This is a genomic window from Yeguia hominis (assembly GCF_014384705.1).
GTDB lineage: Bacteria > Bacillota > Clostridia > Oscillospirales > Acutalibacteraceae > Yeguia > Yeguia hominis.
Map to the genome: position 1 here is coordinate 81,731 of NZ_JACRSN010000010.1, position 26,684 is coordinate 108,414.

Below are 26,684 nucleotides of genomic sequence, written 5' to 3' on the forward strand. Positions count from 1 at the left end.
CGTTTCAGGATTATGTGCCCGGAAGACAGTTTTTGTCTTTGGCAAATGCAAATTGGGTCGGGTTCGAACATTTTACTGCATTTATTAACAGTATTTTCTTTTCGAGGCTGATTTGGAACACAATCCGTTTAAGCCTGCTGAATCTGTTGTTCGGGTTTACCATTCCGATTCTGTTTGCACTGTTGCTGAATGAAGTAAAAAATCTGCATTTTAAAAAATTCGTGCAGACCGTCAGCTATTTGCCTTACTTTATTTCCACAGTTGTCGTTGCCGGGCTGGTTCTGTCGTTTTTGGAGCCAAACGGATTGGTGAATAATATTTTAGCAATGTTTGGCGTTCAGCCGACAGAGTGGATTGTACAGCCGAAGGCTTATCCAACCATTTATACGGTTACGAATGTATGGAAAAATTTTGGCTTTTCGAGTGTGCTCTATTTTTCAACGATGGCGTCGATTGATCCGACCTTATATGAATCTGCAAAGATCGATGGAGCCAATCGCTGGAAACAGATGCTCTACATCACGTTGCCGGGCCTGCGGAACATCATTGCGATTACGCTGATTCTGCAATTAGGAGCGCTGCTGACGTCCAATACGGAACTTGCCTTGTTATTGTACCGGTCGGCGACCTATGAAACGAGTGATGTCATCGGTACGTTTGTCTACCGGATGGGCATCGAGCAGGGAAAATACAGCTATTCAACGGCAGTTGGTTTATTCTTATCGATCATCGGCTTTGGACTTACGTTTGTCGCAAACAAGGTAAGTAATAAATTTGCTGGATATGGGTTGTGGTAATCATGATGAAAAAACGAATTGATAAAAAGAAAGGGATCCGGGAAGGAAATCTCTTTGCGACGATCCTGATATACTTTTTTGCAGCATGCATTGCGTTTATAACCATTTACCCGGTTTATTACGTACTGATTTTATCGCTCAGCAGTCCAGAGTATGCAGTGACCATGCGTGTGTATTGGTGGCCAAAGGGCTTCTATTTGGACGGGTATGCCCGTGTGCTCAAAGATACGCAGTTCTGGTTTTCGTTTCGGAATACCGTTTTGTATGTCGTCTCTCAGCTGGTGCTCATGCTGATTACCTGCACGTTAACGGCCTATCCGCTTACGGTAAAAGGCTTGAAAGGGCGGAAGATCCTGACCACTTATTTACTGATTCCGATGTACTTTAGCGGTGGAATTATCCCTTCATATTTGCTGGTCCTGAATCTTGGATTATATAATACACCGTTTGCCCTGATTTTAACGGGATCCTTTAGCATTTGGTACATCATCTTAGTAAAATCATATTTCAGCACCATTCCGGAATCTCTGCGGGAAGCGGCAAAGATGGACGGCGCAAACCACTGGAAAATCTTATTGTCCATTTATTTACCCGCGTCAAAGCCTATTTTGGCGGTCATTGCACTGTATACCATCGTCGGCGTATGGAATGGGTGGTTCAGCGCGTTCCTGTATCTGACAAAAGTGGAATGGCAGCCGCTGCAATTGTATTTACGGCGTATCTTAGTCGAAAATTCCGTAAAACTTGCGGATACCCTGCTGACAGAGGCCGAAAGACTTGCCGCGCAAAAGGAGCTTCTGGTCAATTCTCAGCTAAAGTATACGGTGATCTTTGTTTCCATGATTCCTATGATGATCTTATATCCCTTTTTCCAAAAGTTTTTTGTCAAAGGAGTGATGTTGGGATCTCTGAAAGAATGAGCGTTTCCTGTAACCTGTAAAAAGCTGAAAGGATGAATTGCATGAAAAATCAAACAAAAAGAATGTGTTCACTCGTAATCGCGATCTGTATGCTGCTTCTCGTTGTTTCCGGTTGTAATGCAGGCACGACAAATTCATCGCAGGTTTCCTCTTCTTCTGCTGCGTCCGAAGCTGCTTCGTCGGAATTGTCTTCTGGAGAAGAAGGACAGCTCAAGCCGTTTTCGGTTTTATCCATGCAGCTGCCGGGATATACCGATTGGAACGTCGATCATGTGGAAGACTATGAGATGATCGGTTACTTAAATGACAAGATGGCGGAGTACGGCGTCAAGCTTGAGTTTGAAGTGATCGGCTCTGAACAGTGGCAGTCAACCATACAGACAAGAATCGCCTCAAGCGATTTGGCGGATCTGACACTGCTGTACTTAGTAGACGCTTCTACCCTGATCAATCTGATCGATGACGGCAAACTGTATGATGTGGACACGTTGGTGGATCACGGAGACGGAACAGCCAAAAAGACATGGGGCGAAGGCGGCGCAGCCAGCTATTTAAGAAAATTGGATACCTATGTCGACGGCAAAGATTACTTTATTCGCGGGTTGGCGGACAACGCGCCCTCTTTTGGAGGCGATTTCCGCAATTGGAATGCATCCGAAAACTGGGTCCCTCTGATTCGGCAGGACTGGCTCGACAAGGTCAATATGCCGATGCCGACCACGACCGATGAGGTTATTGAGGTTTTGAAGGCGTTCCAGGAAAATGACGTCAATGGAAATGGCATTCCGGACGAGAGAATGTTTGTAGATTTCGGTACGGACTATTTTAAAAATGGTATTGCCCAGTGGTTCGGTCTTGCACCGTATATGTTCCAGATCGATGAAGATACGGGTGAAGCTGTGCTTCCGTTCTTCCAGCCCGGCTTCCGCGATTATGTGGAATTTGTAAAGAAAGGCGTAGAAGCAGGCGTTATTTATCTTTCGGATGACGGATACTGGACGAATATTGCTTCGACGATTCCGCAGAACACCGTTGGAATTTATACGTATTATCCGAAGGATGCCAATACCTTCTTGACGGGGATTGACAATGAGGCAAAATATGTCACCATGGGTCAGATCGAAGGCTCGAAGGACGTCAATCCGGCGATCATGTGTGCATACAGCCAGGAAATCACCGCTCCGTGGGGATTCTCCAGTTCAGCGGATCTGGATGCGGCCGCAGCGGTTATGGATGTATTGTGGAGCGAATGGTATCATTATTGGCACGAATATGGTGTGGAAGGCGTAACGTATGACTTTAACGATGCCGGCGTGCCGGTTCTGAATTACACTTATACAGCGGACTATGCCAGAGAGACACACGGTAAGGTCAAAGGCGAAAACCTGGTCAGCCAGACCATTTTCCCGTTCGTGCGCATGAATGCAAGCTACCTGACATATAAGGGAGAATCCTTGAGCTATGACTCACCGAAATCCTTCCAAACGGGTGCTTACTTTACGGAATTCATGAAAGAAGATCTGGAAAAGGCAAACAATTTGACAGGCTGGGAGAACCTCAATACCGCGCTTGGCTATTTGGAAACCAATGATCGCTACGGCATGAATGCGGACTTTGCAATTTCGGTCGCGATGGCTACACCGGAAGAGACGGAACTGATTGCAAAGTATTCAACGGAATTGAATACGTATATGTCTGAATTGTTTGCGAATTTGATTTCCGGCGCGTGGAGCTTTGATGATTGGGACAGCTATGAAGCGCAAATGAATGAACTGCATTTGCAGGATATGCTGAAGGTTTATCAGGATCTCTATAATCGGTATGCTGAAAATGGATAAGAAAAACGACTTTTGCGTGCCGGAAGGAAAACTTCGTGTCATTCTCGATACGGATACGTATAACGAAGTTGACGATCAAATTGCGCTGGCCTACTTGCTTTTATCGCAGGAACGCTTTGACGTAGAGGCCGTTTATGCTGCGCCGTTTTATAACAATCGTGCAGAGAGTCCCGGAGATGGAATGGAGAAAAGTTATCAGGAAATTCTTCATATCATGCGGCTTATGCACGATCCGCGGGAAGAGATGGTGTTCCGCGGCGCGACCAGCTTTTTGTCCTCCGGCTTAAAGCCGGCGCCGAATCCGGCTGTACTGGATTTGGTTCGCCGTGCAAAAGCAGAAGATCCGCGAGAGCTGTTTGTAATTGCGATTGGCGCACCGACCAATGTGGCGACAGCGTTAGAGCTGTACCCGGAGATTCGGGATCGAATCACAGTCATTTGGCTTGGGGGACATGGATATTGGCTGGAAAAGCCGGCAATTGAGTTTAATATGTGGTCTGATGTCTCTGCAAGCAGGGCGCTTTTAGACAGCGGCGTGAAACTCATGATCATTCCGGCATTCGGCGTTACATCGCACTTGCTGACAACGATGGCCGATCTGGAAACAAATTTGGGCGGAAGTGGCGCACTTTGCGATTTTCTCATTCAACGCGTGAAGGACTTTCAGATACATCGACCTTCTGTCGATCCCAATGAGAAAATTGTGGAAATGCCAATTGACCCGGCTTGGAGCAAAGAAATATGGGACATTGGCGCAGTGGCCTATTTGATCGATCAAAATTGGTTCCGCACCAAACAGATATCCAGTCCGATTCTTACAAATGCGGGAGACTTTGCATGGGATGCGTCGCGCCACTCGGTGTTCATGGCCACCTTTTTAGACAGACACAGGATTTATAAAGACCTGTATCAAAAGTTAGCGGGACATTAGCGATATGCAGTCTTCAAAAACAGACGCCAGACGCAGTGGATGCAATGTATGAAAGGGATGATTGCAGCATGAGGCGGAAGAACCCAACATGCTTTTATCGGGGCTTCCTGAACGGGCTTCTGCCTCAGGCTGTTTCATCCATTGGTTTGGGACACCATGCTAGGGGAGTAAAAAAGGTCAGAGAATTTCTCTGACCTTTTTTGCTTGATTCCGACAAAAAACGACGGACGTCATGGAGGTTGCGGTACATGAAAAGAATGCGGTGCTTAAGCTTGGGGATCCTTTTTGCAGTTTTGTTTTCGGGATATCAGTTCGTTTTTTCAGAAAGTGTAAGTTCAGAAATGTGGTTTGATGACGACGCAGGATTTTATAATTACGGTCCCTGCGTAATCCAGACAAATGAAACTACGCGATATGTCTATTATAATCGCAACGAAAGCGTATACGGCGGTACCAATCAGATCGTAGCGCGAGTGGGAACCTGCTCAGAATCCGGAGAATGGACTTGGGGTGCCCAACAGACGATGCTGACCCCTTCGGAGAGCGGGTTTGATTCTTTGCAGGTAAGCGATCCTTCTGTTGTTGCGGGTACATTTTCCTACCAAAACGAAGCGTATTCCTATGTGATGGCGTATACTGCTTCAAACAGTGCAGATGGACAGAATCATCAGATTGGAATGGCGGTATCGAAAAGTCCTATGGGACCGTGGGTACGGGTGAATGCGGGAACCCCTTGGATTGCATTTACTCAAGCCCAGGAGGAGACGGCGCAGTGGGGATATGGTCAGCCGAGTCTGGTCAGCGTCAATCAGGCTGGCAAAGTGATGTTGTTTTATTCTGTCGGAAGCGCCAGCGGAACCACGACGATTGTAGAACGCTGGGATCTTTCAAACCTTGCAAGCCCGGCGCGGGAATTCTCGAGAGAGCTTCCCAGAAAAGGGCTTCTGGATCTGGAAAAATCACCGAGTGATTTTATGAACAATGCAGATTTTGGGTATGATCCGATTTATAACCGGTTTTTTGCGGTCAGTGACTGTCATCCGAATCCGACAGATGCAGAGCCGACGTTTCTTTCCTCGCACTTGCGGGTCGTGTATCTCTCCGATTTACCGGTGAGCACAGCGGGTTTTGAACCGGGAGACGTATTTGAGGCAAATACGGCAAACGCCTGGTCTACCATGAAAACCATAAAGCCGTCTGACACGGGATTTCCCCGCAATCACAATGCCGGAATCGTCACGGATGCATATGGATGGATGCTCTCTGATCTTGATGTAGAAGTTGTATTTACACGCGGCTTATTGGGCGCCTTTCCCGACTCGAATTGGTCTTATCGGATCGGTTCAAAATCTTACTTTTTCGCTCCGGATTCCGGAATCCAATTTCAGGATGCCAAAGGAATCTATAATTATGGAGCAACCGTGATCCAAACAGATGCAAACACAAGATTTGTGTACTATAACAGCAATGCGAGCGCGTACAGCGGTGTCAATCAGATTGTGGTGCGAAAAGGAACGCGTTCCGAAGCCGGAGAATGGAATTGGGAGGAAAAGCAAATCGCACTGACATCTGCTGCCAGCGGATTTGACGCCTTGCAGGTGGGGGATCCTTCTGTCATTGCGGGAACCTTCGCATATGAAAATGACCATTATGCGTATCTGATGGCATATACGGGCTGCGCAGATAATACCGGTCAAAACAATGCAGTGGGGTTGGCGGTGGCGAAAAATCCGCTTGGCCCATGGATTCGGCTCAGTTCCAATCCGATCGTGCCGTTTACCCGGGATGATACCCATGCAGAGTCATTTCAGTGGGGATGCGGCCAGCCGAGTCTGGTCAGCGTAGACAAAGAAGGAACCGTTTTGCTGTTTTATAGCGTGGGAACGGCGACCGGAACAACCACAAAAGTGGAACGGTGGGATTTTTCGGACTTGTCGTCACCAACACGGGCGTTTTCTGAAGAACTTCCGCGCCAGGGACTTACGAATTTGGCAGGAACACCGAATGATTTTATGAATAATGCGGATTTTGGGTATGATCCGACCCATAACCGGTTTTTTGCGGTCAGTGACTGTCATCCAAACCCGACAGATGCAGAGCCGACGTTTCTTTCTTCGCACTTGCGGGTCGTGTATCTCTCCGATTTGCCGGCGAGCACAGCGGGTTTTGAACCGGGAGATGTATTTGAGGAAAATACGGCAAACGCCTGGTCCACCATGAAGATCATAAGCTCCGCTGATACCGGATTTCCGCGGAACCATAATGCCGGCCTGGTAACGGATGCATATGGATGGATGCTGTCGCCTGACGATGTCGAGGTGGTCTTTACGCGGGGACTGCTTGGAACGGTTCCGGAGTCCAATTGGTCCTATCGGATTTATCTGAAATCCTATCCGTTTGCGGCTTCGGAGGAATGGTTTGGCGATGCGGGCCAAATCTATAATTATTGTCCGGTTGTCATCCAGACAGATGCCAGTACGCGGTATGTATATTATTGCAGCAATATGAATTCCGGGGAAATCGTGGATTATATTGCGGTGCGAAAAGGTGACCGCACGCCGGATGGAAATTGGACGTGGGGAGAAAAACAAATTGCGCTTGCACCGTCGGAAGATGGATTTGATGCCCTGCATGTCTGCGATCCGGCTGTAGTCGCAGGTGAATTTGCCTATCAAAACGAGACGTATTCATACTTGATGGCCTATACCGGATCGGTAAGTCCGGACAGCCAAAACAATGAGGTTGGTCTTGCAGCTGCGAAGAGCCCCCTTGGCCCATGGGTTCGGATCGGCGGAGGCGATGCATTCCTGCCGTTTTGCCGCAATCCGGCGTACGACAATGAATTCCAGTGGGGATATGGTCAGCCAAGTTTGGTGAGTGCGGATAAAAGCGGGACGGTACTCCTGTTCTATTCTTCGGGAAATATTGGAGATCCGTCAACCAAAGTGGAACGGTGGAATTTTTCGAATTTAGAAAATCCGGTGCGGGAATTTTCATCGGAGCTTCCGACACAGGGGCTTGTCGATCTGGAAGGAACAGAAAATGATTTTATGAATAATGGAGATTTTGGCTACGACCCCGTAAACAATCGATTTGTTTCGGTCAGTGATTGCCATCCGAATCCCAGAGTCGCGGAGCCGGTGTTCATTTCCTCCCATTTTCGAGTTACATATCTATCGGATTTTGACAATGCGGCACTAGGCTTCTTGCCGGGAGACGTCTTTCAGACGCCAAACAATCACACCTGGTCGACTTTAAAAACAATCGGGCCGTCGGACACAGGGTTTCCGCGGAATCATAATACCGGTCTTGTGACAGATCAATATGGTTGGATGCTGCACCAGGAAACGGTGGAAGTCGCTTTTTCCTGCGGATTTATGGGGCCGTTTCCGGACTCAAGCTGGACGTACCGCATTCATTCTTTGGTCGTTTCATAAAATAAGCGTTACCGCAATCAGGAACAGTAGCGGTGAATGATTCCGGACTTTGAAGAGCCCAGAAGCATTTGCCGCCTGTTCTTTTCCAGAGGGCGAGGGAGAATGAATTCGGATCCTTTCATTTTTCTGCAAAATTTGCGTCTGTTCGATATAGAAAAAAGCGTCCGCATTTGGTAAAATGGGAGTGATTTGTAATCCGAACATCGAGCAGAGCAAGGATCAACTTCGGATCCGGCAGGATACAAGCTAGAATTGTGCATCAGAATAGTGCATCACGCGGTGACTCCGCAAAGCTTCCGTCGGAACGGCATCCGATATTACCGGCAGACCTGTGCGCGGACCGTTTTGCCTGGATTCACCAATGGAGCGTTGTGTTTGGATAGATTTCCAAACCGTTCGCTTGGCACGCGCAGACTTCTGCTGCAATTTGCGGTTGCAAAACCGCAGGGGGATATGTTTCGTGGTACAATAGGGAGGGGGATTGTGCAAGAGATGATGCTCGACTGGCGATTTATAGGAGCTGGATATCTGGTTCTCATCAATGGGATTGTTTTTGTGCTGTTCGGCGTCGACAAGCGACGGGCGCGCAGGCAGCAGTGGCGAATTCCAGAGGCAACGCTTCTCGGTTTTGCGGCGCTTGGAGGCTCTATCGGCGCGCTTTTGGGCATGCGGCTGTTTCATCATAAAACGCGGCATCCGAAATTTTTTGTGGGTGTTCCGGTAATCCTCGGTTTGCAGATCGCGTTGGCGGTCGTTCTCTGGCTGCGGTTTGGCTGATGCGGGGTGCTTTTCTGCTGGAAATATCTTGCTTCTTTGGGTCGATTCGAGTATAATAAAAACTATATTGACGATCAGTTTATGTACCAGGAGAAGCACGGTTGCGGGGACACAAGGGCAGATGCACAGTATGTTATAGCGCGCGGAGACCGCCGTTTTTCTGCACGTTAAAATCGGGCAGAACATCCAGGTGGGATGCGCAGAGAAATACCTTGATTTTTCCGGAACAGGCGTCTTGGTAATAAAACTCCGCAAAGATTAAACGTGTCTACGGCCAGCGCTGTACGTTGGCTATATATAAAATGATTTCGAAAGGATGCATCGAGATGGAATTGCTGAAATTAATCGAATTACGGCGGAGCGTCCGTGCGTATCAATCGAAGCCGGTTGAAAATGAGAAGCTAGCGCTCGTGCTGGAGGCCGGCCGCTTGGCGCCATCCGCTAGAAACGGGCAGGATTGGAAATTTGTCGTTGTGCAGGACAAAGCACTGATTGAAAAACTGGTACCTGCGTGCTGCGACCAGAAGTTTGTTGGGGAAGCACCGGCGTTTTTGGCAATCTGCTCCGATGACCATGACCTGATGCGCTGCGGTCAGCCGGTCGACACCGTGGACTGCTCCATTGCGCTGTCGTTTATGATGCTGCAGGCGGCGGAGTTGGGACTTGGCACCTGTTGGCTGGGGTCATTTTATGAGGATGCGGTGCGTGAAATTCTGCACATCCCGGAGCAGTATCGCGTTGTGGCAGTAACACCGCTGGGATATCCGGTGTCGGAGCCGAAACAGAGACCGCGGAAACCGATCGAAGAGCTGGTTGCGCAGGACGATCAATGGGCGTTTTAAAGAACGTCCAACGTTTCGGTTATTCTGGCGGAACAGTTCAAAAACGGGCGAATTTTTCGTCCGTTTTTTTGAAATAAAATAAATGTATACAACATTGAATACATATAAAAAGGAGAATCAACATGGACACCTCTTGGATGCATCCGGATTTTTTACAGGCTGCGGGTGCGGTGCCTGCCTATCAGCAGATTTACCGGCAGTTAAAACGAAAAATTCAGGAAGAAACGCTTTTGCCGGGCGCATTGCTTCCCGGAGAATTGGAACTCAGCCAAGCGCTTTCAGTTTGCCGGACAACGGTGCGGCGCGCGTTCCAGCTGCTGGAAGAAGAGGGGTTTGTGGTGCGAAAAAAGGGGAAGGGCAGTTTTGTGGCGACTCCGCAGCCGCGGACGACGCTGCAGAGTCTATATCGTTTTTCGCAGGAACTCCGGAAGGCTGGGCGTCTTCCGGAAATTCGGGTACTCTCGATCCGAAAATCGTACCCGTCTCCGGTTCTTGCTAAGCTGCTGGAAACAGCACAGGAACATCCGGTTGTCAAAATGGACCGGCTGTTTTTGCTGGATCAGGAACCGGTCTTTTTGGAGGCCACCTGTATTCCGGCATGTTATTTTCCGGATTGCAGCGCGGAAGTGTGCAGCGACACGCTTTGGCAGTTACTTTTTTCCGGATCCGAAATCCAGCCTATGGAAGCGGTCGAAACCTATGATGCGGCGCTGCTCAGCGAAAAACAGGCAGCGCTTTTGCAGTGTCCGGCCGGCTCTGCGGCATTCCAGATTCAGCGGGTTTCAAGGGAGCAACACGGAGCAGTTTTTGAGGTCAGCCGAATGGTTGCACCGGCAGGAAAAAATAAGCTTTCTCTGACATTTCAGCCCGGCGGCGTACGGGTTTCACATCCATGGATTGAGCCGAAAACAGACGGATAATTCCGCCTTTTTCCGCATAGGTATCTCTTGAGACACGAGCATCGGTTGACAAGAGCAAACACGCCTGCCGACGCGGCTTTTCGGTGCTTTTTGCCCCTTGACCTCGGCGGATGCCAGCGCACCTGCGGCGCAAAAGACGAAAATCACTCGAAAATACAGCATCACAGGTGTGAAACCGTTTTATCGGAGCAGCAATGCGCACAGACAAAGAAAAACACGCAGGGAATTCTGTTCGTATTTCTAGGCGTACCGTACGGCTCTGCTCGTCAAAACCTTGTCTCTTTTTGTTAACGGATGGTACTATCAAAACAAGTGTTGCGGAGGCGGAAAAACATGCAAAAGCAGAACCGGAAAACGGGAAAATCCACCATTTTTTGGGGCATATCGATTCTTTTCTGCATGATCGGTATCCTTCTTTTTCCTGCACAGGCAGCAAACGGCGCCGGGCACGGCGTTGCGTACAGTGTCCATATTTTGGTGCCGTCACTTTTTCCGTTTATGACGCTTTCTTCTCTGATGGTGCTTTCCGGCGCTGCAGAAAAAATCGGCGCGTTCTTTCAAAAAGCGGTGCATGGAATATTTTATTTGCCCGGCTCTGCCGGCGCGGTTATCCTGATGAGCCTGATCGGCGGCTATCCGGTGGGTGCAAAAAGCATTGCCGCGCTTTGGAAAAAAGGGGTACTTACCGAAAAACAGGCCGATCGGATGCTCTGCTTTTGTGTAAACTCCGGCCCTGCATTTGTGATAACAGCCGTCGGCTGCGGAATGCTCGGGAGCGTAAAATCCGGCGTGCTGCTTTTGATTTGCCTCATGCTGCCGCCGATTTTGTTCGGTGTGGTGCTCGGTGTTTTTGCACGGATCAAAGGCGGCGATTTCGGGAACGCGCCAGAAATTCCTGTAGAGAAAGCGCCGCAGACGGGCGTTTCGGCGCTGGTTTCCGCTACGACCGATGCTTCCCGCGCAACTTTCATCATGTGTGCATTTGTGATTTTGTTTCATACATTTGAGGCGCTGCTCGGGGCCTCCGGCTTTCTGACTTTTTTCGCACGGACGCTTTGCCGGTGCGGCGTTTCGCCTGACGCTTCCCAGGTGCTGCTTCCAGCGCTTCTGGAGGTTGTCGGCGGCTGCACAGCGTGTGCAGCATCCAGCGTCGGTTTGCCGTTCTTCGCTTTTGTACTTGGTTGGGGAGGGCTCTGCATTCATTTCCAGATTTTTGCAATGATCGGAAACCTGCCGTTTTCCAAGCTGCGCTTTTTTGCCTTCCGATTTTTACACGGCATCTGTTCCGCATTTTTCGTCCGATTGGGACAGCGGATGCTGCCTATAGAAATTCCGGCCTTTTCGGCGGTGACTGTCCCCACATCGGCTGCGTTTGCGTCTTCTTTGCCCGGTACGGTTGCGTTGCTTGCACTATCGGCATTTTTCCTTTTTTCTGCAAATGGGAGTGGCATTTGTCGAAAAAGGGTGCTATAATAAACAGGAAATCCGGAATGAACAGTCCGCAAAAGATCGACGTGCAAAAGGTGGGATCGAGATCATGGCGAAGAAAAAACAGTGGTTTGGAAACCATATTTCTCCCAATTGCAGTTATTGCGCATATGGAGACGGCGAAACGCGTCCGGAATGCACGCTGCATTTGTTTTTGGATATCGATGGCAGCTGTCCGAAATTCTTCTATGATCCACTCAAACGGACGCCGAATCCGGAATACGACATGAAAGTGTTCGATTTTAAGCCGGAAGATTTTCAGCTGTAATTTTTTAAATATGTAGGTTTGTCAAACAAATTGGACAGCGAACTCGGAGGAGAGAACCAGCGGAGTGGTCTCATGGGTAAGTTGTTAGAGCGGCGATTGTGAACGGCAAGCTGCTTTGCGAAATCATCCAGAGAATAGAAAGTGTGGCAGGAGTAAAAACGTTTCTGATCCTCGCGGCGGCTGCGCTCGACCTTGCCGTTGTGGCGCGGGGTATACGGGCGAATGCGCTTGTGGCGAACGCCCAGCTCAGCGGCAGTCTTTTCAAACAGCGTCGGTAAATCACGTTTGCTGTTTGAAAAACGGTTCGTAAACTCAAAGCCGTTGTCCTTCTGAACACACTCCACCTTGATGCCGCGGCGCACACACCACACTGTCAGTTTGCGCAGGAAATCCGCCGAGGAATAGGTAGACTGCTCCGGATAGGCGGCGAGGAAACGCAGGCGCGTGAACTCGTCAATGGCGGTGTACTGGAACAGCCGAAGGTTCGGATCTGCGATACAGCTGCGCGGCACGACCTTTACGTCGACCTGAACACGCTCGCCGGGATAGGTCATCTGCTCATACGGCTTGGGCTTGTATGTCTTTTTGGTCTTTTCGGCGGGAAACAGGCCCATTTTGCGCATAACTCGGAACAGGCTTTCCGGACAGCGTGTATAGCCGCGCTGCCGCAGACGGTGCCAAAGCTCGATCATGCCCAGGGTCGGGTTCCTGCGGCGCATGTCGCGGATGAGCTTCCGTTCGGCCTCCGTGTGCTGATTCGGATGACTGTGCGGCCGCCTAGACTGGCAGGCCAGGGACGCCACACTTCCGTCCCAGCACTGCTTCCAGAAGTAGATGTACGACCGGCTCTTGTTGTACTTCCGGCTGGCGCGGCTGACGCCGTATTTCTCCGCGTACTTCATTAGGAATTGCCGACATGCCATGTCTTGTGTTATACTCTTTCTCATGAGGGATATGGTCTCCTTTCGTCTAGTTGGTGTGTAACAACTTAACTTTAGCACATGAGATCCTATCTCTCATACCTTTTTATTCAATTGTCCAATATGTATTGTAGTCCTACAAATTTTCAGCTGTAATTTTTTAAATACTACTTGCGCCAGAATCGGTTTTGTGGTATAATTTTTCTCACAGTTTTACTCCGGGCTTTTATTGTCCGGAATCTGTGCAGGTGTAGTTCAATGGCAGAATGTCAGCTTCCCAAGCTGAACACGAGGGTTCGATTCCCTTCACCTGCTCCAACAATCGGCAAACTTCGATAGAGGTTTGCCGATTTAATTGTTGTCTTTAGACGTGGAAATAAACCCTCGGTACTACCGAGGGAAGAAAAAAGAGCGGAGCGACAAAAAAACAAGGCGAGCTTGGTGCGAGCGGAAAGACCTTGAAAAAAGAAGAACCTCTTGTAAAAAAGTAGTGGTTTGGCGACCGCATTACTAAAAAACAGGAGGTTTTTCAAATGAAAGAATGAGATAAAAAGCATAGCCCACAGCAAATATAGGTGTCAGTACATATAGTTTTTGCTCCAAAGCATAGGAGAAAAGAAATATATGGCAAGATGAAAAAGGATATAGGAGCAATACTTAGGAAATTATGGAATCAAAAGGGAGTAGAAAAAATAGAAGCAGAAGCATGTCCCGACCATATACATATGCTGGTGAGTATCCCACCGCACATTAAGTATAGCACAATTCATGGGATATCTCAAGGGGAAGAGCAGCTTAATGATTTTCGACAGGCATGCAAAATTAAAATACAAATACGGCTCAAGAAATTTTTGGTGTAGAGGATATTATGTAGATACAGTCGGTCGAAATAAAAAAGTTATAGCGGAATACATAAGGAATCAGTTAGAAGAAGATTATGCAGCAGGCCAGATTAGTATAAAAGAAATTACGGACCCGTTTACGTGTGACAAGAGAAAGTAGGCAAAAAAAGACAACCGCACGTGAGCGGTTGCCGGAGAATGTAATGCGGTGCTAAACTTTCGAAACCCCTTTTAGGGGTCAAGCCAGTAATCACCCCTTATAGGGGGTGGAGTAAACCACCGGTTCAACCGGTGGTTTTGGTTCACGTAGAACTGAAAAATAGGGAAGACAATCGTTTACAGGGGGTCCGGATTTTTTCGGGCCTTTTTTGTTTCGGAAAAACACTGGGCTGGGAAACGGAGAAAATGCTATGGACATACAGCAGGCGATTCGGAATTTTGTACCGCAGGATGCTTGCGAGCGCGAAAATAAGGCAGCGCTGCTTGCGGATCTTGCGCGCTATGGCGAGGGCCTCTTTTTACGCACGCAGGAGGATGCGCATCTGACGGCATCCGGCTTTATTTTGGATCCGGAAATGCGCGAGACACTGATGGTCTATCATTTGATCTATCAGTCGTTTTCCTGGACCGGCGGCCATGCAGACGGGGAAACGGACCTGCTTTCTGTCGCATTGCGGGAAGCAAAGGAGGAAACCGGCGTGACGGAAATTTGGCCGCTCAGCGGGCAGATTCTCTCGATCGACCGCTTTTGGGTTCCGGCGCATCAAAAGCACGGCCGTGCTGTAAAAGCGCATGTACATTATTCGGTGGCTTATGGGCTGATTGCCCCCAAAAACCAGACGCTCACTGTAAAATCCGATGAAAACAGTGCGGTTGAGTGGATCGCAGAATCCATGCTGGAAGAAAACTGTCAGGAAAAGAAGATGCTTCCTGTCTATCGTAAGATCTGGGCGCGGATGCAGGCCATCAATGCTGAACGGGCGACGCTCTATGCACGCTTACCGGGCGCCTTGCTTCCCTGGTATAAGGAACATGCGCGGAATCTGCCCTGGCGGCAGGACCGGGAGCCATACCATGTGTGGGTTTCGGAAATTATGCTGCAACAGACTCGTGTGGAAGCAGTAAAAGGGTATTATGCGCGATTTTTAGCGGTGCTTCCCACTGTGGAAGCGCTTGCGGATGTTGAAGAAGAAAAGCTGCTCAAGCTTTGGGAAGGCCTCGGATACTATAGCCGCGCCCGGAATTTGCAAAAGGCGGCGCGGGAAATTGTGACGCGTTATGGCGGGCGATTTCCGGATTCGTATGACGGAATCCGGGCGCTGCCCGGTGTCGGCGATTATACGGCAGGCGCAATTGCTTCGATTTGCCTGGAGCTTCCGATTGCTGCGGTGGACGGGAACGTGATCCGTGTGCTTTCACGGATTTTGGAACGCTTTGATCCGAGCGGATCGCCTGCGCTGAAAAAGCGCCTGGCTGCGTCGCTGGAAGCCGTTTACCCGATTGGAAATTGCGGCAATTTTACGCAGAGTCTGATGGAACTCGGCGCAACGGTCTGTACGCCGAACGGCGCGCCCAAATGTGCGCTTTGCCCAGCAGGATCCTTTTGCAGGGCATTTCAGCATGGCACCGTCGGCCTTTTGCCGGCAAAACAGCCGAAAAAGCCGCGCAGAACGGAACAGCGGACGGTATTTGTCTATTTCTGTGAAGGAAAATTGGCTGTTCGGCGCAGAAAGGCGCGCGGATTGCTTGCAGGCTGCTGGGAACTTCCAAACTGTACCGGCTGGCTTTCCGAACAGGAAGCCGCAGCTGCTGCCGGGGAAGATGGTGTTTATCCGGTTTCCCTTGACCGTGCTTTGCAGAAAAAACATATCTTCACCCATATGGAATGGGAGATGGTCGCCTATTTCTTTTCCTGCAAAGCAGAGAGTGATTGCTTCCGCTGGGTAACAAAAGCAGAGCTGCAGGAAGAAATTGCCCTGCCGACGGCATTTCGGATGTTCCTTTCGGACCTGTAGAATTTTCCGATTCAGGTCTGAATTAAAAAAACAAAACGCGATATACAACGATATACAATATATATAATGAAAAGACCCGGACGGTTTTTTGGACTGTACCCAAGAAAACGGACAGTGAAAAAAAGCAGCTCCTGTTGTAGAATAGAAGCTACAACAGGAGGTGCAGTCATGTCGAGAGGATATATGAAAGTAGAGGCGCTCAGCGAAGAAGTGTTCCGGCGAAAGGCCGCAGGAGAAACGAACCGAGAGATCGGTGTCCATTTCGGACTGCGCAAGGCACAAGTCAAAGGACTTGTCAATCGCCAAAATCGCAAACAGCGACTGATTGCCAACGGCTATGTTCCGCAGCCGAAAGGCCGGCCGTGCAAAGCTTCGATCAGCGAAGAACGAAAGCGAAATAACGAACTGATCGAGCTGCGGATGCAGATGGAGCTGCTGCGAAATTTTCTGTTCGAAGCTGGGAGGAGGTGAAGCTGAAATACCGGGTGATCGAGCGTTTTCGCGGGAAATATCCGATCGGCTCCATGTGCCGTATGTTTGAAGTCTCCCGCAGCGGCTGCTATGCCTGGCGAAAACGGCAAGGCAAGCCCGAAAAAGATCAGTGGCTTGCCGATCTGATCATCGACTGCCAACAGCGCAGCAAACAGACCTGCGGCTGCCGCCGCGTTCGCCGCTGGCTGGAACGACAGCATGGCAGAAAAGTCAGCATCAAAGCCATTTTGCGCATAATGCGCAAGCTCGATCTGCTCTCACAGGTACGCCGCCGCAAGCCGTATCGGAACTATCAGCAGGCCGTTCACAAATATCCAAATCTGCTGCAGCGTGCGTTTGCCCAACCATTCCCCAATCGTTTTTGGGCAACCGATATCACCTATATTCCCGCAGCTAAGGGAATGGTGTATCTGTGTACCGTACTGGATCTGTGCGGAAAAATGGTGCTGGCGTACCGGATCGGCGGTGATATGACCGCTTCGCTGGTGACGGATACCGTTCGGGATGCCTGTAAAAAAGAGAGGGACGCTGATGGACGAATCCTCCACAGCGGCCAAGGGTCACAATACACATCCCAAGCATACTTTGACCTAAGCCAAGAATCCCACATTCAGCCGTCGATGTCCAGCCCCGGATGCCTTTATGACAATGCGGCAATGGAAAATTTTTTCGGGACGCTGAAAACAGAGTGCCTGTATCGGAGAAAATTTTCGTGCCGGGCCGAAGTCGAACAGGCGGTGGCGGAGTATGTGCGATTCTACAACTATGAGCGGATCAACCTGAAGAACGGCCTCACTCCGTTTGAAACCCGGAGTGAGGCCGTGTAATTCGCCGCTATTCTGCGACTGGGCGCTTTTTTCTTTGTCTGTTCGCTGGGAAACAGTCCATTTGCTGTACCGGGTCCTTTTAGAAAGTCCTTTTTAAAGATATCATCCGCTATGCGGTCAAGTCAGCGACATGACCAGAACAATTAGGATAATCAGCGGAAGAATAAACGTCATGTACGGACGAATCCAGCGGGGAACTTTGATGCCCTTTTCACCGCTGTTGACTTCCTCATAGTAATTTTTCCATCCCCAACCATATCGCGTGGTGCAGAAGAGAACATAGATCAGGCTGCCGATCGGAAGCAGGAGGTTCGAGACAATATAGTCCTCAAGGTCCATAAAGCTTTTGCCGAAAACCGTGATATCCGACCAGATGTTCAGGCTGAAAATGCAGGGCAGCGACAGCACGAGCATCAGAAGAATGTTGATAATGGCGATTGTCCGGCGATTCAGGTGCGTCAGCTCCAGCCAGAATGACATGATATTTTCAAAAACCGCGATGACTGTAGAGAACGCGGCGAAAATCATGAAGAGGAAGAACAGGGTTCCTACAATTCGTCCGCCCGGCATCGCATTGAAAATCGAGGAGAGTGTCGTGAACAGGAATCCGGCGCCGACGGTTCCGGCGTCGGCAGTCACACCGTCGTTGTAAGTAAAGCAGGCGGGGAAGATAATCAGACCGGAGCAAAGCGCGACCAGCGTGTCCAGGCTGACGATGGTCAGAGATTCTCCGAGCAGACGGCGGTCTTTTCCGATATAGCTGCCGAAAATGGCGATCGAACCGATGCCGATGCTCAAGGTGAAGAAGGCCTGTCCCATTGCGGAGGAGATGACGGTCCAAAGTCCGGCCTCGCGGATATGTTCAACAGAAGGCACCAGATAAAAACGCAGGCCTTCTGCGGCTTTCGGAAGCGTGCACGAATAGACGGCGAGACCGATCATCAGAATAAAGAGCGCCAGCATCATGCCTTTTGTGATGCGCTCCACGCCTTTTTGCAGCCCAAACGAACAGACCGCAAAGCAGATGAGAATAACCGCAAAGGTGGAACCGATCATCAGTCCTGTATTGCTGACCATATCGCCGAAAACACCGCCCAGCGCTTCTGCGCCGGAAACCGATTCCATTTCACCGGTCAGATACTTGAAGAAATAAATCAGCATCCAACCGGAGATGGTGGTGTAAAACATCATCAGAAGATAGTTGCCGGCAAACCCGAGCCCCTTCATCCAGTGCCATTTTTGCCCTTTCTTTTCCAAGACATCAAATGACGAGGCAATGCTGCGCTGGCTGCCGCGGCCGACTGCAAGCTCTGCCGTCATAATCGGAATGCCCAAGAGAATGAGAAAGGCAATGTAAATCAGGACAAAAGCCGCGCCGCCGTAGCTGCCGGTTGTGATCGGAAAACGATAGACGTTTCCAAGGCCGATTGCGCAACCGGCTGAGATTAGAATAAATCCCAGGCGTGACCCAAATTTTTCGCGTTCTTTCATGTCTCCATACCCCTTATCTTGTTTTTAAGAAAATGAACTTTACCATTTTACCATGTTTTCAGAGTGTTGTAACGAAAAATGAAAAAATTTTTTGAGAAACAACATCTTTGTGGAATTTGTAAAATTTGAGGGAGCAAAATTTGACAAATTTGTTCCCGGCATTATGGAAACTGTGGCGGCTTGTCGGCGAATAAAAAATTTGCGCGGCTGCTCTGCCAAACGGAGCAATCTCACTTTGAACCATGCGACCGAAAGACATAAAACATGGCTGTGCAAGATGAAACAGCAGAACGAAAGAGAAATCTTAAACAGACAGGGAAATCTCGAATTTCCGGATGACACGGATTCGGAAATCGCCGATACTGCGTATGGTATTATGGTATGTAAAAAGGGACGCCGCCCGCAGAGCCTGGTAGATCGAAATTTCTTACGAAAGCGGATATAACCGGTTGGTGTTGGAAACAACTCGCCGCCGAGCTTGAAGCAGTTCCCGCTGAAAAAGATGAGCTGCCGAACGAAAAGTAATGATTTATTAACCATCGGTGCGCATAGGAACCTTGTGTTGGGAAAAATCGGCAGGCGAAACGCTTTTTTCTTTATTATGGAAAAATTATGGAAAGAAATACAGTTTATTGTATAGACGCTAAAAACCCTCCCGCATGCTGGGTCGTCCGCAAAAAAACGGCCTCACTCCGTTTAAAATCCGGAGCAAGGCCGTGTAATTCGTCGCTATTCTGCGACAGAGTGATTTTTTATTTGTCTGTTAAACGGGGAACGATCCAATCCGGAGCAAGGCCGTGTAATTCGCCGTTATTCTACGACTGGCGCTTTTTTTCTTGTCTGTTCGTTGGGGCGTGGTCCACACACAGTATGGGAGAGAGTTTGTATTGGCAGCTAATTCAGCGTTTGGTTCCAAGGAAGAACAGTGCAACGGTACCGGGGCCGGAGTGGGAACCGATGACCGGTCCGATGTAGTTGATAAAAATGGTTTTGACTTTCATCTTTTCGCGTACCCGCTGCGCCACATATTCGGCATCTTCCCTGCAGTCTCCGTGGCTGATGAAAATGGTTTGATCGGCGGGGAGCATCGCGGTATTTTCCATATGGGAAACCAGTGCGTCGAGAGATTTCCGGCGTCCGCGCACCTTTTCTACCGGTACAAGATGGCCTTCGTCATCCACATGCAGAACCGGTTTGATCCCCAGCATGGTGCCGACCATGGCAGCCGCTGCGGAGATCCGGCCGCCGCGCTTGAGGTGATTGAGGTCATCCACCGTGAACCAGTGGCAGAGCCCCAGCTTGTTGTCCTCTACCCAATGAAAAACCTCGTCAACAGATTGTCCGGCAAGGCGTTTCTGTGCGGCGTGATAGACCAGCAGCCCCTCTCCCATGGAAGCGCAGCGGGTATCGGTCACATAAATCTTGCGATCCGGATACTTTTCTTGTAATTCGTCGCGGGCCATGCAGGCGCTGTGATAGGTTCCGCTCAGTCCGGAAGAAAAGGCCATATAATAAACGTCAAGTCCTTTTTTGAGCGTCGGTTCCAATGTGTCGACCAGCTGCGAAGCGTTGAGCTGCGTCGTGACAGAAACTGCGCCTTCCCGGATTCGGGCATAGAACGTTTTATTGTCCATATCGCGTCCATCCAGATAGTTGCGATAGTCTTTTCCTTCTATGGTAAACATCAGCGGAAGAATGGTAATCTCGAGTTCTTCTGCCATTTTGGCTGTGATATCGGTTGTGGAATCCGAAAACAGGGCAAAGGAAGGAATGATTTTATTTTTTGCCATAATAGCCACCTCGTTTGTCATTGCGCCTTTCCGTTTGGTGTGCAAACGGAAAAGAGAGAGCCGGAAAAACCGGTCAAAAAACGCAGTATTTTTTTCATTATAACAAATGAAGGGCGGCTGTGTCCAGTAAATTTCAAAAGAAGCTAGGATTTTGATTTCGGTTTTTGGAAAATTTCCCGTAATCCGATTAAAAACAGGAAAACTCCAAATCCGCGCCGCAGCCAGTCGACAGAAAGGAGAGAGGAAACAAGACTGCCAGCAGCTGCGCCGGCAAGCCCGCAGAGAATCGCCGGCAGTGCACTTTTTACATCGATCAATTTTTTTCGAAAATAGGAAACAAGCGCCAGGCAGGCACATGGAATAAAAAGCAGGAGATTGATTCCCTGGGCGGTGTGCTGCGCGATGCCCTGTACCAGCGTCAGATAGATAATCAGAACGCCTCCGCCGCCCATTCCCATTGCGCCGAGCATGCCCGCGAGAATCCCGGCGACTGCAAGCCAGACCGCGCTCATCCGAACACCATCCGCACTGCGGCCCAGAGAATCAGAAGGCCAAATACAATATGCAGAAACCGCGGTTTGCATCGCGGCAGCAGCCAAGCGCCGAGCAGAGAGCCACCGAGCATCCAGGGCAGGTAGGGGAGCGCATCCTGCAGGGCGACGTGCCCGTTCCAGAGATAGATTCCGGCGCTCAGCACGCAGATCGGCAGAATGATCGAGACAGACATCGCGTGGCTCTTAACTTCTTCATATCCCGCACGTTCAAGCATCGGGACGACAACCATTCCGCCGCCGGCGCCGAACAGACCGTTTAAAAAGCCGGCGAAAAGCCCGCCGAGCGCAGTCCACCACTTTTTTTGTTTGGCAGTTTTCATAGACGGCTCCTTCCTGCACACATCAGATATACGGTTAGTCTTTCACGGCACCGGCAAAAAATGCGCAAAATGAAAAGCTTCCGGCCGTCTACGAAAATCATTTCAGCGAACCTGTCACGATGCGCAAAGCGCTGCAGATTCTTTATGCAGGATCAGGCATAAAAACCGGGACATAAAAAAACAGGAAAGCTTTAGCGCTTTCCTGTTTTTTCTTTTTTGGCCCCGCCCGGCCGTAACGGTGCGATAATAACCTGCCTACCAGTTAAGCAGGTGGGTGTCCTCCCAACGGGTTCACGCTCCCTTCTTCCGGCCAAAGCCGGGAGGTCTGCAATCCGCCGCTGGAGCCGGGCTCCCTTTTAATGCGTTGTAGGGTTATTGTGCAACGATTCGCGCACCGGGCAGGAAATCAGAAAGACGGGAATTATTCTTCCTCGTCGTCTCCGTCTTCATACATTTCTTCGAAACGGCTTTCGAAGATTTCAGCCAACCGGTCGAGCAGCTCTTCATCTTCTACTTCGGCGAGCTGTTCTTCACCGTCTTCTTCGACAACCTCGAAGATATAGTAGGTGTCTGCTTCGAGAGATTCTTCCGGTGTTGCAAAGGTCGGAAGAAGGGCATAGAACACGCCGTCTTCATTTTCAATTTCGTCTAAAATTTCAAACTCATGTTCTTCGCCGTCATCATCAATTAACGTAATCAGATCTGCGCTGTATTCATCGCTCATAGCTGGTAAGCTCCTTTCCGAAATTCTCTGTTACCGAGAACCGCGTACTCTATTTTACATGTCTGCGCGTCAGAAGTCAATACCAGGCAGCAAATTTGAAGAAAGATTTGTGAATTTTTAAAATATAGTAAAAATAATTAAAAAAGATATTGACAGTTAAATAATTATAATATATAATAATGACAGGTTCAGAGATTGATTTCAGAACAGAGTCCCAAAAGTGTGCGATTTGGATTGGGAGTGCCTCTGAGCAAGTCGCAAAGAAACTGCTTTATTGCAGTGCAGTTTCGTATGAAAGCAGATTTACAAGATCTGGCCGGTAAAGCGGATGCGCTGATCTGTTTCGTTTTCATCTGCAGTGTTGTGTGGGGAAAGTGAAACAGAAAAAGCAGGTTTCTGTTCTCCAGATGAATTCGCAGATTTTGAATGAAATCTGGAAATTCAGGCGGGATGGGACGGATTTTACGAAAAGAGAAAGGGGTGGGTCCAATGGTTCAGGAAGAATCTTCTTTTTTCAGCGGCCGGTCCGTTGGGCTGGCTCGCTGATTCAAGCGCAATCTCCCCGAAATTGTCATAAATCTCCCTCTTTGATAACCCCGGAAGGAGAGCCTGACAGTGCGGAAATTGGTCTGGCGTTTTAAATGTTTGTGCAGTACAGAAGAATGTAATTCAACTGCTCTCCATGCATAAAAGATGTTGTGTGATCGAAACGCTTGGCCGGAAGAACTTGTATCGGGCGATGTCTTTCGGGCGGAAGAGTAAGGACCCGGAGATGTTTCCGGAGAATATCCGACAGTGAAGAATGCGACTGTTTCTGACAACTACCGCTGTTTTGGCTTTTTTGAAAAGCAGGTTTTGTTGCGGGAATGAATGTTTCTACAGCAATTTGAGTAAGAAAAATGCGGGTATACGAGAAAGAAGTGCATGCTGTTTGATATCCGGATCCGAAACACACAAAAATAGAAGCTGTGATTTGGAGAACTATTGCGGTGCACAGCAGCGTTGTATCGACGCTGACAAGAGAGAATCATGCGCAGGGTGAAAGGCTGCGCTGAACTACAGTGTTTTCCGGACACAGTGGCTTGTTCAAACCCTTATGATATTGATATAGATTGTTATGTCCGTAGAATAGGGATCAGGTGATTTCCGGATTCTGGCGGAAAAAGTGCCGGTGCGGAAGCAATTGCTGTGCATCGTGCAAAAGAAAGACTATGCGTTTGTCTGCCGGGTGCGAAATCCGGTGTCAGAAATCCGAAATCCGAAAACAAACCAAGCCTCCGATGATCTTCATCGGAGGCTTTTCTGCGCTTCCATAAGAGGAAAAAGCAAGATTTTAAAATTTGTTCATAATAAACCAATTTTTTTGAAATAAATTTAAATCAAAATAGTTTTAAGCTAAAACTAATAGCGGTGCGGAAGGGGGGACCATATGGAAGCGCAAACGGACTTTGAAAAGCGGATTTACCAGTTTTACCGATCCTTATATGTCAAAATGGAGTCGGCAATTTCTGCGGCGCTTGCAAACGAAGGGATTACGGCCATTCAGCTGCGGATTCTTTCCGAGCTGGATCTGACAGAGGGGCTTCCAGTCGGCGAACTTGGCGTACGCCTGGGGATGAATACTGGAAATTGTTCCTCGGCGTGCAAACGGATGGAGAGCCGCGGACTGTTATTGCGGACACGCGCGCAGGAAGATGAACGTGTTGTCCGGGTCGCGATCGCGCCGAAAGGAAAAGCGGCACTGAAACGGATTTACCGGTTGCTGTCTGAGCGGCAGGAGGCAGTGCTTTCCCGGATGACCCCGGAAGAACAGCGTGCGATGAGCGAGAGCATGGATCGGCTGGAAGCATACTTTCAGCAACTATCATAAGGAGGCGAAGAAAAAATGGTTGATATGGATTCTCAAAACAAAACTCCGAAAAAACCACTCATTTTTTACTATTTGATTGCGATGCTGGTGCTGATGCTTCTCAACGCGCTTCTATTTCCGGCGCTGCTGCAGACCAGCGTGACAGAGGTCGGCTATAATGAATTTCTATCCATGGTCGATGACGGCAAGGTCGAGGAAGTTGCGCGCGATGATACGGAAATTGTGTTCACAGCGAAAGATGAAAACGGAAAAGAGAGTTATTATAAAACGGGAATCTGGCCGGATGATTCCACATTGACGCAACGCCTGGAGAAAGCCGGTGTCAAATTTACGGCCGAAATTCCGCAGCAGAATTCACCGCTGCTCAATTTTATCCTGACCTGGATTTTCCCGATTGTTCTGTTTGTCATCATCGGACAGATTCTTTCCCGGATGATGATGAAACGGATGGGCGGAGCCGGAAATGCCATGACGTTTGGCAAGGCGAATGCAAAGATTTATGCAGAAAAGGAAACCGGGGTTACCTTTGCGGATGTTGCCGGTGAGGATGAAGCGAAAGAAGCGCTGACGGAAATCGTGGACTTTTTGCACAATCCGGGCAAATATACGGAAATCGGCGCAAAGCTGCCGAAGGGCGCTCTGCTGGTGGGACCTCCGGGAACCGGTAAGACGTTGCTTGCCAAAGCCGTGGCCGGCGAGGCAAAGGTTCCGTTTTTCTCGATTTCCGGATCAGAATTTGTCGAAATGTTTGTCGGAATGGGCGCCGCAAAAGTGCGTGACCTCTTTAAACAGGCAAACGAAAAAGCGCCCTGCATTGTCTTTATTGATGAAATTGATACCATCGGGAAAAAGCGCGACGGCGCAGGCGCAATTGGCGGAAACGATGAGCGCGAACAGACGCTCAACCAGCTTTTGACGGAAATGGACGGCTTTGACGGACGAAAAGGCGTGGTGATTCTTGCTGCGACGAACCGTCCGGAAACGTTGGATCCAGCCCTTTTGCGGCCGGGTCGCTTTGATCGCCGGATTCCCGTGGAACTGCCAGATCTTGCCGGACGGGAGGCCGTTTTGCGGGTTCATGCAAAGGACATCCGCATGGACAGCAAAATCGACTGGAACGCAATTGCGCGCGCAACCTCCGGCGCTTCCGGTGCAGAACTTGCCAATATTGTGAATGAGGCTGCCCTGCGCGCGGTACGCATGGGACGCGATACCGTGATACAGGAAGACCTGCAGGAGAGCGTGGAGACCGTAATTGCAGGATATCAGCGTAAAAATGCGGTGTTGTCTCCGGAAGAAAAGAAGATTGTTGCATATCACGAAGTCGGACATGCCCTCGTGGCGGCAAAGCAGAGCAACTCTGCACCGGTTGCAAAGATTACCATTGTGCCGCGAACCTCGGGCGCGCTTGGCTACACCATGCAGGTTGATAGCGGCGAGCGGTTCCTGATGAGCCGTGAGGAACTCGAAAACAAGATCGCAACGTTGACGGGTGGACGCGCGGCGGAAGAACTCATTTTCCATTCGATTACAACGGGTGCTTCAAACGATATTGAACAGGCCACAAAGCTTGCGCGTGCGATGATTACCCGGTACGGAATGTGTGCGGACTTTGATATGGTGGCGCTGGAAACCGTCTCGAATCAGTACCTCGGCGGAGACGCTTCTCTTGCCTGTTCGGCAGAAACGGCCGGAAAAATCGACACGATGGTTGTCGACATGATCAAGGCGGCACATGCCAAGGCCACTGCGATTCTGCAGGAGAATGAACCGAAGCTCCACGAGCTTGCAAAGTACCTTTTGGAAAAAGAATCCATTACCGGCGAGGAGTTTATGGAGATTCTTTCCAAGTAACGCCTGAAATCGTATTTTATATGAAATTGCATCCGGACAAATCGGTTTGCCCGGATGCAAGGATGATTTTCCTCAAATAAAAAAAGAGTCACATGGTGCAGTGCATCATGATATGTACCCGGTTTTCTGGACACCGGCTTAAAAATGAATAATTAACTTTCCATCATGGATGCTTCCCTGAATTTAGAGGGAGGCATCCATTTTGTTTTAGCTTGGATTCTGGTGTTATTGTAATAATCAATATACTCGGCAATCGCCTTAGAGAAGGATTCAAAGGAAGGATAATCCTTCTCTAATCCATAGAACATTTCATTTTTTAGTCTACCGAAGAAGGTCTCCATAATGCAGTTGTCATAGCAGTTGCCTTTTCTGGACATGGATTGAATGATTCCGTGCTTCTGAAGTTCATTGCGGTAGAATACGTGCTGGTACTGCCAGCCTTGATCTGCGTGCATAATCAGCCCTTGGGTTGACGGAAATCGTTCAAACGCTTTCGTCAGCATATCTTTAATTTGTTCCATGTTCGGACTGGTAGAGAGACTGTAGGAAATAATCTCATTGGTATTCATGTCAAGAATCGGAGAAATATAGCACTTGCCCCAAGACAGGTTGAACTGTGATACATCTGTTGTCCACTTTTGCAGCGGTTTCTCGGTACTGAAATCTCGGTTGATAATGTTATCAGCGACCTTGCCTGCATCGCCTTTGTAAGAATGGTACTTCTCCTTGGGACGTTTGCCAAACAGTCCAAGCTGATTCATGATTCG

General features: G+C 49.2%; 22 protein-coding genes, 1 tRNA gene, 1 other RNA gene and 1 pseudogene. 17 read left to right on the forward strand and 8 right to left on the reverse strand.

From position 1 onward, the window contains the following. Positions 1-32 precede the first annotated feature (32 nt). The 10 genes from IAG03_RS08010 to IAG03_RS08055 all read left to right on the forward strand — a co-directional run bounded on the left by IAG03_RS08010 (position 33) and on the right by IAG03_RS08055 (position 12,218). The gene (locus IAG03_RS08010; RefSeq protein ID WP_249319600.1) at positions 33-797 is read left to right on the forward strand and encodes an ABC transporter permease; all 765 of its coding nucleotides are present in this window, start codon (positions 33-35) and stop codon (positions 795-797) included. A 2-nt stretch (positions 798-799) separates the two neighbouring features. Next, positions 800-1,717 (forward strand): carbohydrate ABC transporter permease, encoded by a 918-nt coding sequence (locus IAG03_RS08015; RefSeq protein WP_249319601.1) that lies wholly within the window; start codon positions 800-802, stop codon positions 1,715-1,717. 41 nt (positions 1,718-1,758) lie between these two features. Next, positions 1,759-3,555: a type 2 periplasmic-binding domain-containing protein gene (locus IAG03_RS08020; protein ID WP_249319602.1), complete on the forward strand. Its 1,797-nt coding sequence runs from the start codon at positions 1,759-1,761 to the stop codon at positions 3,553-3,555. Continuing rightward, complete coding sequence (locus IAG03_RS08025; protein WP_249319603.1) at positions 3,539-4,486, forward strand: nucleoside hydrolase; 948 nt, start codon at positions 3,539-3,541, stop codon at positions 4,484-4,486. Before IAG03_RS08020 ends, IAG03_RS08025 begins: the two co-directional genes overlap by 17 nt. Before the next feature lie 248 nt (positions 4,487-4,734). Continuing rightward, positions 4,735-7,923 carry a glycoside hydrolase family protein gene (locus IAG03_RS08030; protein WP_249319604.1) on the forward strand — a complete coding sequence of 1,063 codons (3,189 nt, stop codon included), beginning with the start codon at positions 4,735-4,737 and terminating at the stop codon, positions 7,921-7,923. Between the two features lie 375 nt (positions 7,924-8,298). Continuing rightward, positions 8,299-8,700, forward strand: coding sequence for a DUF1294 domain-containing protein (locus IAG03_RS08035; RefSeq protein ID WP_346726122.1), 402 nt, complete (start codon positions 8,299-8,301; stop codon positions 8,698-8,700). 326 nt (positions 8,701-9,026) lie between these two features. After that, positions 9,027-9,542 carry a nitroreductase family protein gene (locus IAG03_RS08040; RefSeq protein WP_249319605.1) on the forward strand — a complete coding sequence of 172 codons (516 nt, stop codon included), beginning with the start codon at positions 9,027-9,029 and terminating at the stop codon, positions 9,540-9,542. Positions 9,543-9,664: 122 nt separating this feature from the next. Further along, positions 9,665-10,462, forward strand: coding sequence for a GntR family transcriptional regulator (locus IAG03_RS08045; protein ID WP_249319606.1), 798 nt, complete (start codon positions 9,665-9,667; stop codon positions 10,460-10,462). 333 nt (positions 10,463-10,795) lie between these two features. Next, on the forward strand, positions 10,796-11,935 hold the full coding sequence (locus IAG03_RS08050) for a sporulation protein (RefSeq protein WP_249319607.1): 1,140 nt from the start codon (positions 10,796-10,798) through the stop codon (positions 11,933-11,935). Between the two features lie 64 nt (positions 11,936-11,999). After that, positions 12,000-12,218, forward strand: a complete 219-nt coding sequence (locus IAG03_RS08055; protein ID WP_249319608.1) for a hypothetical protein — start codon at positions 12,000-12,002, stop codon at positions 12,216-12,218. On the opposite strand, the gene IAG03_RS08060 is transcribed toward IAG03_RS08055, so the two are convergent. Continuing rightward, positions 12,209-13,165: a DDE-type integrase/transposase/recombinase gene (locus IAG03_RS08060; RefSeq protein ID WP_249319609.1), complete on the reverse strand. Its 957-nt coding sequence runs from the start codon at positions 13,163-13,165 to the stop codon at positions 12,209-12,211. The two genes, IAG03_RS08055 and IAG03_RS08060, sit on opposite strands and share 10 nt — an antisense overlap. Before the next feature lie 217 nt (positions 13,166-13,382). Here IAG03_RS08060 and IAG03_RS08065 point away from each other — a divergent pair. The 5 genes and pseudogenes from IAG03_RS08065 to IAG03_RS08085 all read left to right on the forward strand — a co-directional run bounded on the left by IAG03_RS08065 (position 13,383) and on the right by IAG03_RS08085 (position 17,314). Next, positions 13,383-13,456: transfer RNA gene (locus tag IAG03_RS08065), tRNA-Gly, on the forward strand. 228 nt (positions 13,457-13,684) lie between these two features. Then, a pseudogene (gene tnpA, locus IAG03_RS08070) lies at positions 13,685-14,140 on the forward strand (IS200/IS605 family transposase). A 250-nt stretch (positions 14,141-14,390) separates the two neighbouring features. Then, positions 14,391-15,995 (forward strand): A/G-specific adenine glycosylase, encoded by a 1,605-nt coding sequence (gene mutY, locus IAG03_RS08075; RefSeq protein ID WP_249319610.1) that lies wholly within the window; start codon positions 14,391-14,393, stop codon positions 15,993-15,995. Between the two features lie 168 nt (positions 15,996-16,163). Next, entirely contained in the window at positions 16,164-16,466 is a 303-nt protein-coding gene (locus IAG03_RS08080) for a hypothetical protein (RefSeq protein ID WP_249319611.1), read from the forward strand. Then, positions 16,463-17,314: an IS3 family transposase gene (locus IAG03_RS08085; RefSeq protein WP_249319612.1), complete on the forward strand. Its 852-nt coding sequence runs from the start codon at positions 16,463-16,465 to the stop codon at positions 17,312-17,314. The genes IAG03_RS08080 and IAG03_RS08085 overlap by 4 nt, the downstream gene beginning before the upstream one ends. A 117-nt stretch (positions 17,315-17,431) precedes the next feature. Here the strand turns inward: IAG03_RS08085 and IAG03_RS08090 are convergent, their stop codons facing one another. From IAG03_RS08090 to IAG03_RS08115, 6 genes are all read right to left on the reverse strand, one after another. Beyond that, the gene (locus tag IAG03_RS08090) at positions 17,432-18,805 is read right to left on the reverse strand and encodes a sodium-dependent transporter (protein ID WP_249319613.1); all 1,374 of its coding nucleotides are present in this window, start codon (positions 18,803-18,805) and stop codon (positions 17,432-17,434) included. A gap of 899 nt (positions 18,806-19,704) precedes the next feature. Continuing rightward, the gene (locus tag IAG03_RS08095) at positions 19,705-20,595 is read right to left on the reverse strand and encodes a DegV family protein (RefSeq protein WP_249319614.1); all 891 of its coding nucleotides are present in this window, start codon (positions 20,593-20,595) and stop codon (positions 19,705-19,707) included. A gap of 143 nt (positions 20,596-20,738) precedes the next feature. Continuing rightward, positions 20,739-21,194 (reverse strand): TSUP family transporter, encoded by a 456-nt coding sequence (locus tag IAG03_RS08100; protein ID WP_430472447.1) that lies wholly within the window; start codon positions 21,192-21,194, stop codon positions 20,739-20,741. Continuing rightward, entirely contained in the window at positions 21,104-21,469 is a 366-nt protein-coding gene (locus tag IAG03_RS08105) for a sulfite exporter TauE/SafE family protein (RefSeq protein ID WP_249319616.1), read from the reverse strand. Before IAG03_RS08105 ends, IAG03_RS08100 begins: the two co-directional genes overlap by 91 nt. A gap of 215 nt (positions 21,470-21,684) precedes the next feature. Next, positions 21,685-21,877: non-coding RNA, 6S RNA (gene ssrS, locus IAG03_RS08110), on the reverse strand. Positions 21,878-21,890: 13 nt separating this feature from the next. Then, positions 21,891-22,193, reverse strand: coding sequence for a DUF1292 domain-containing protein (locus IAG03_RS08115; RefSeq protein ID WP_249319617.1), 303 nt, complete (start codon positions 22,191-22,193; stop codon positions 21,891-21,893). Between the two features lie 1,429 nt (positions 22,194-23,622). On the opposite strand from IAG03_RS08115, the gene IAG03_RS08120 reads away from it, so the two are divergent. Together IAG03_RS08120 and ftsH are read left to right on the forward strand one after the other, a co-directional pair. Further along, on the forward strand, positions 23,623-24,063 hold the full coding sequence (locus tag IAG03_RS08120; protein ID WP_249319618.1) for a MarR family winged helix-turn-helix transcriptional regulator: 441 nt from the start codon (positions 23,623-23,625) through the stop codon (positions 24,061-24,063). Positions 24,064-24,078: 15 nt separating this feature from the next. Then, entirely contained in the window at positions 24,079-25,917 is a 1,839-nt protein-coding gene (gene ftsH / locus IAG03_RS08125) for an ATP-dependent zinc metalloprotease FtsH (RefSeq protein ID WP_249319619.1), read from the forward strand. A 152-nt stretch (positions 25,918-26,069) separates the two neighbouring features. Here ftsH and IAG03_RS08130 read toward each other — a convergent pair. Next, positions 26,070-26,684: IS3 family transposase (locus IAG03_RS08130; RefSeq protein ID WP_249319620.1), on the reverse strand; the 615-nt coding region annotated here is incomplete at its 5' end.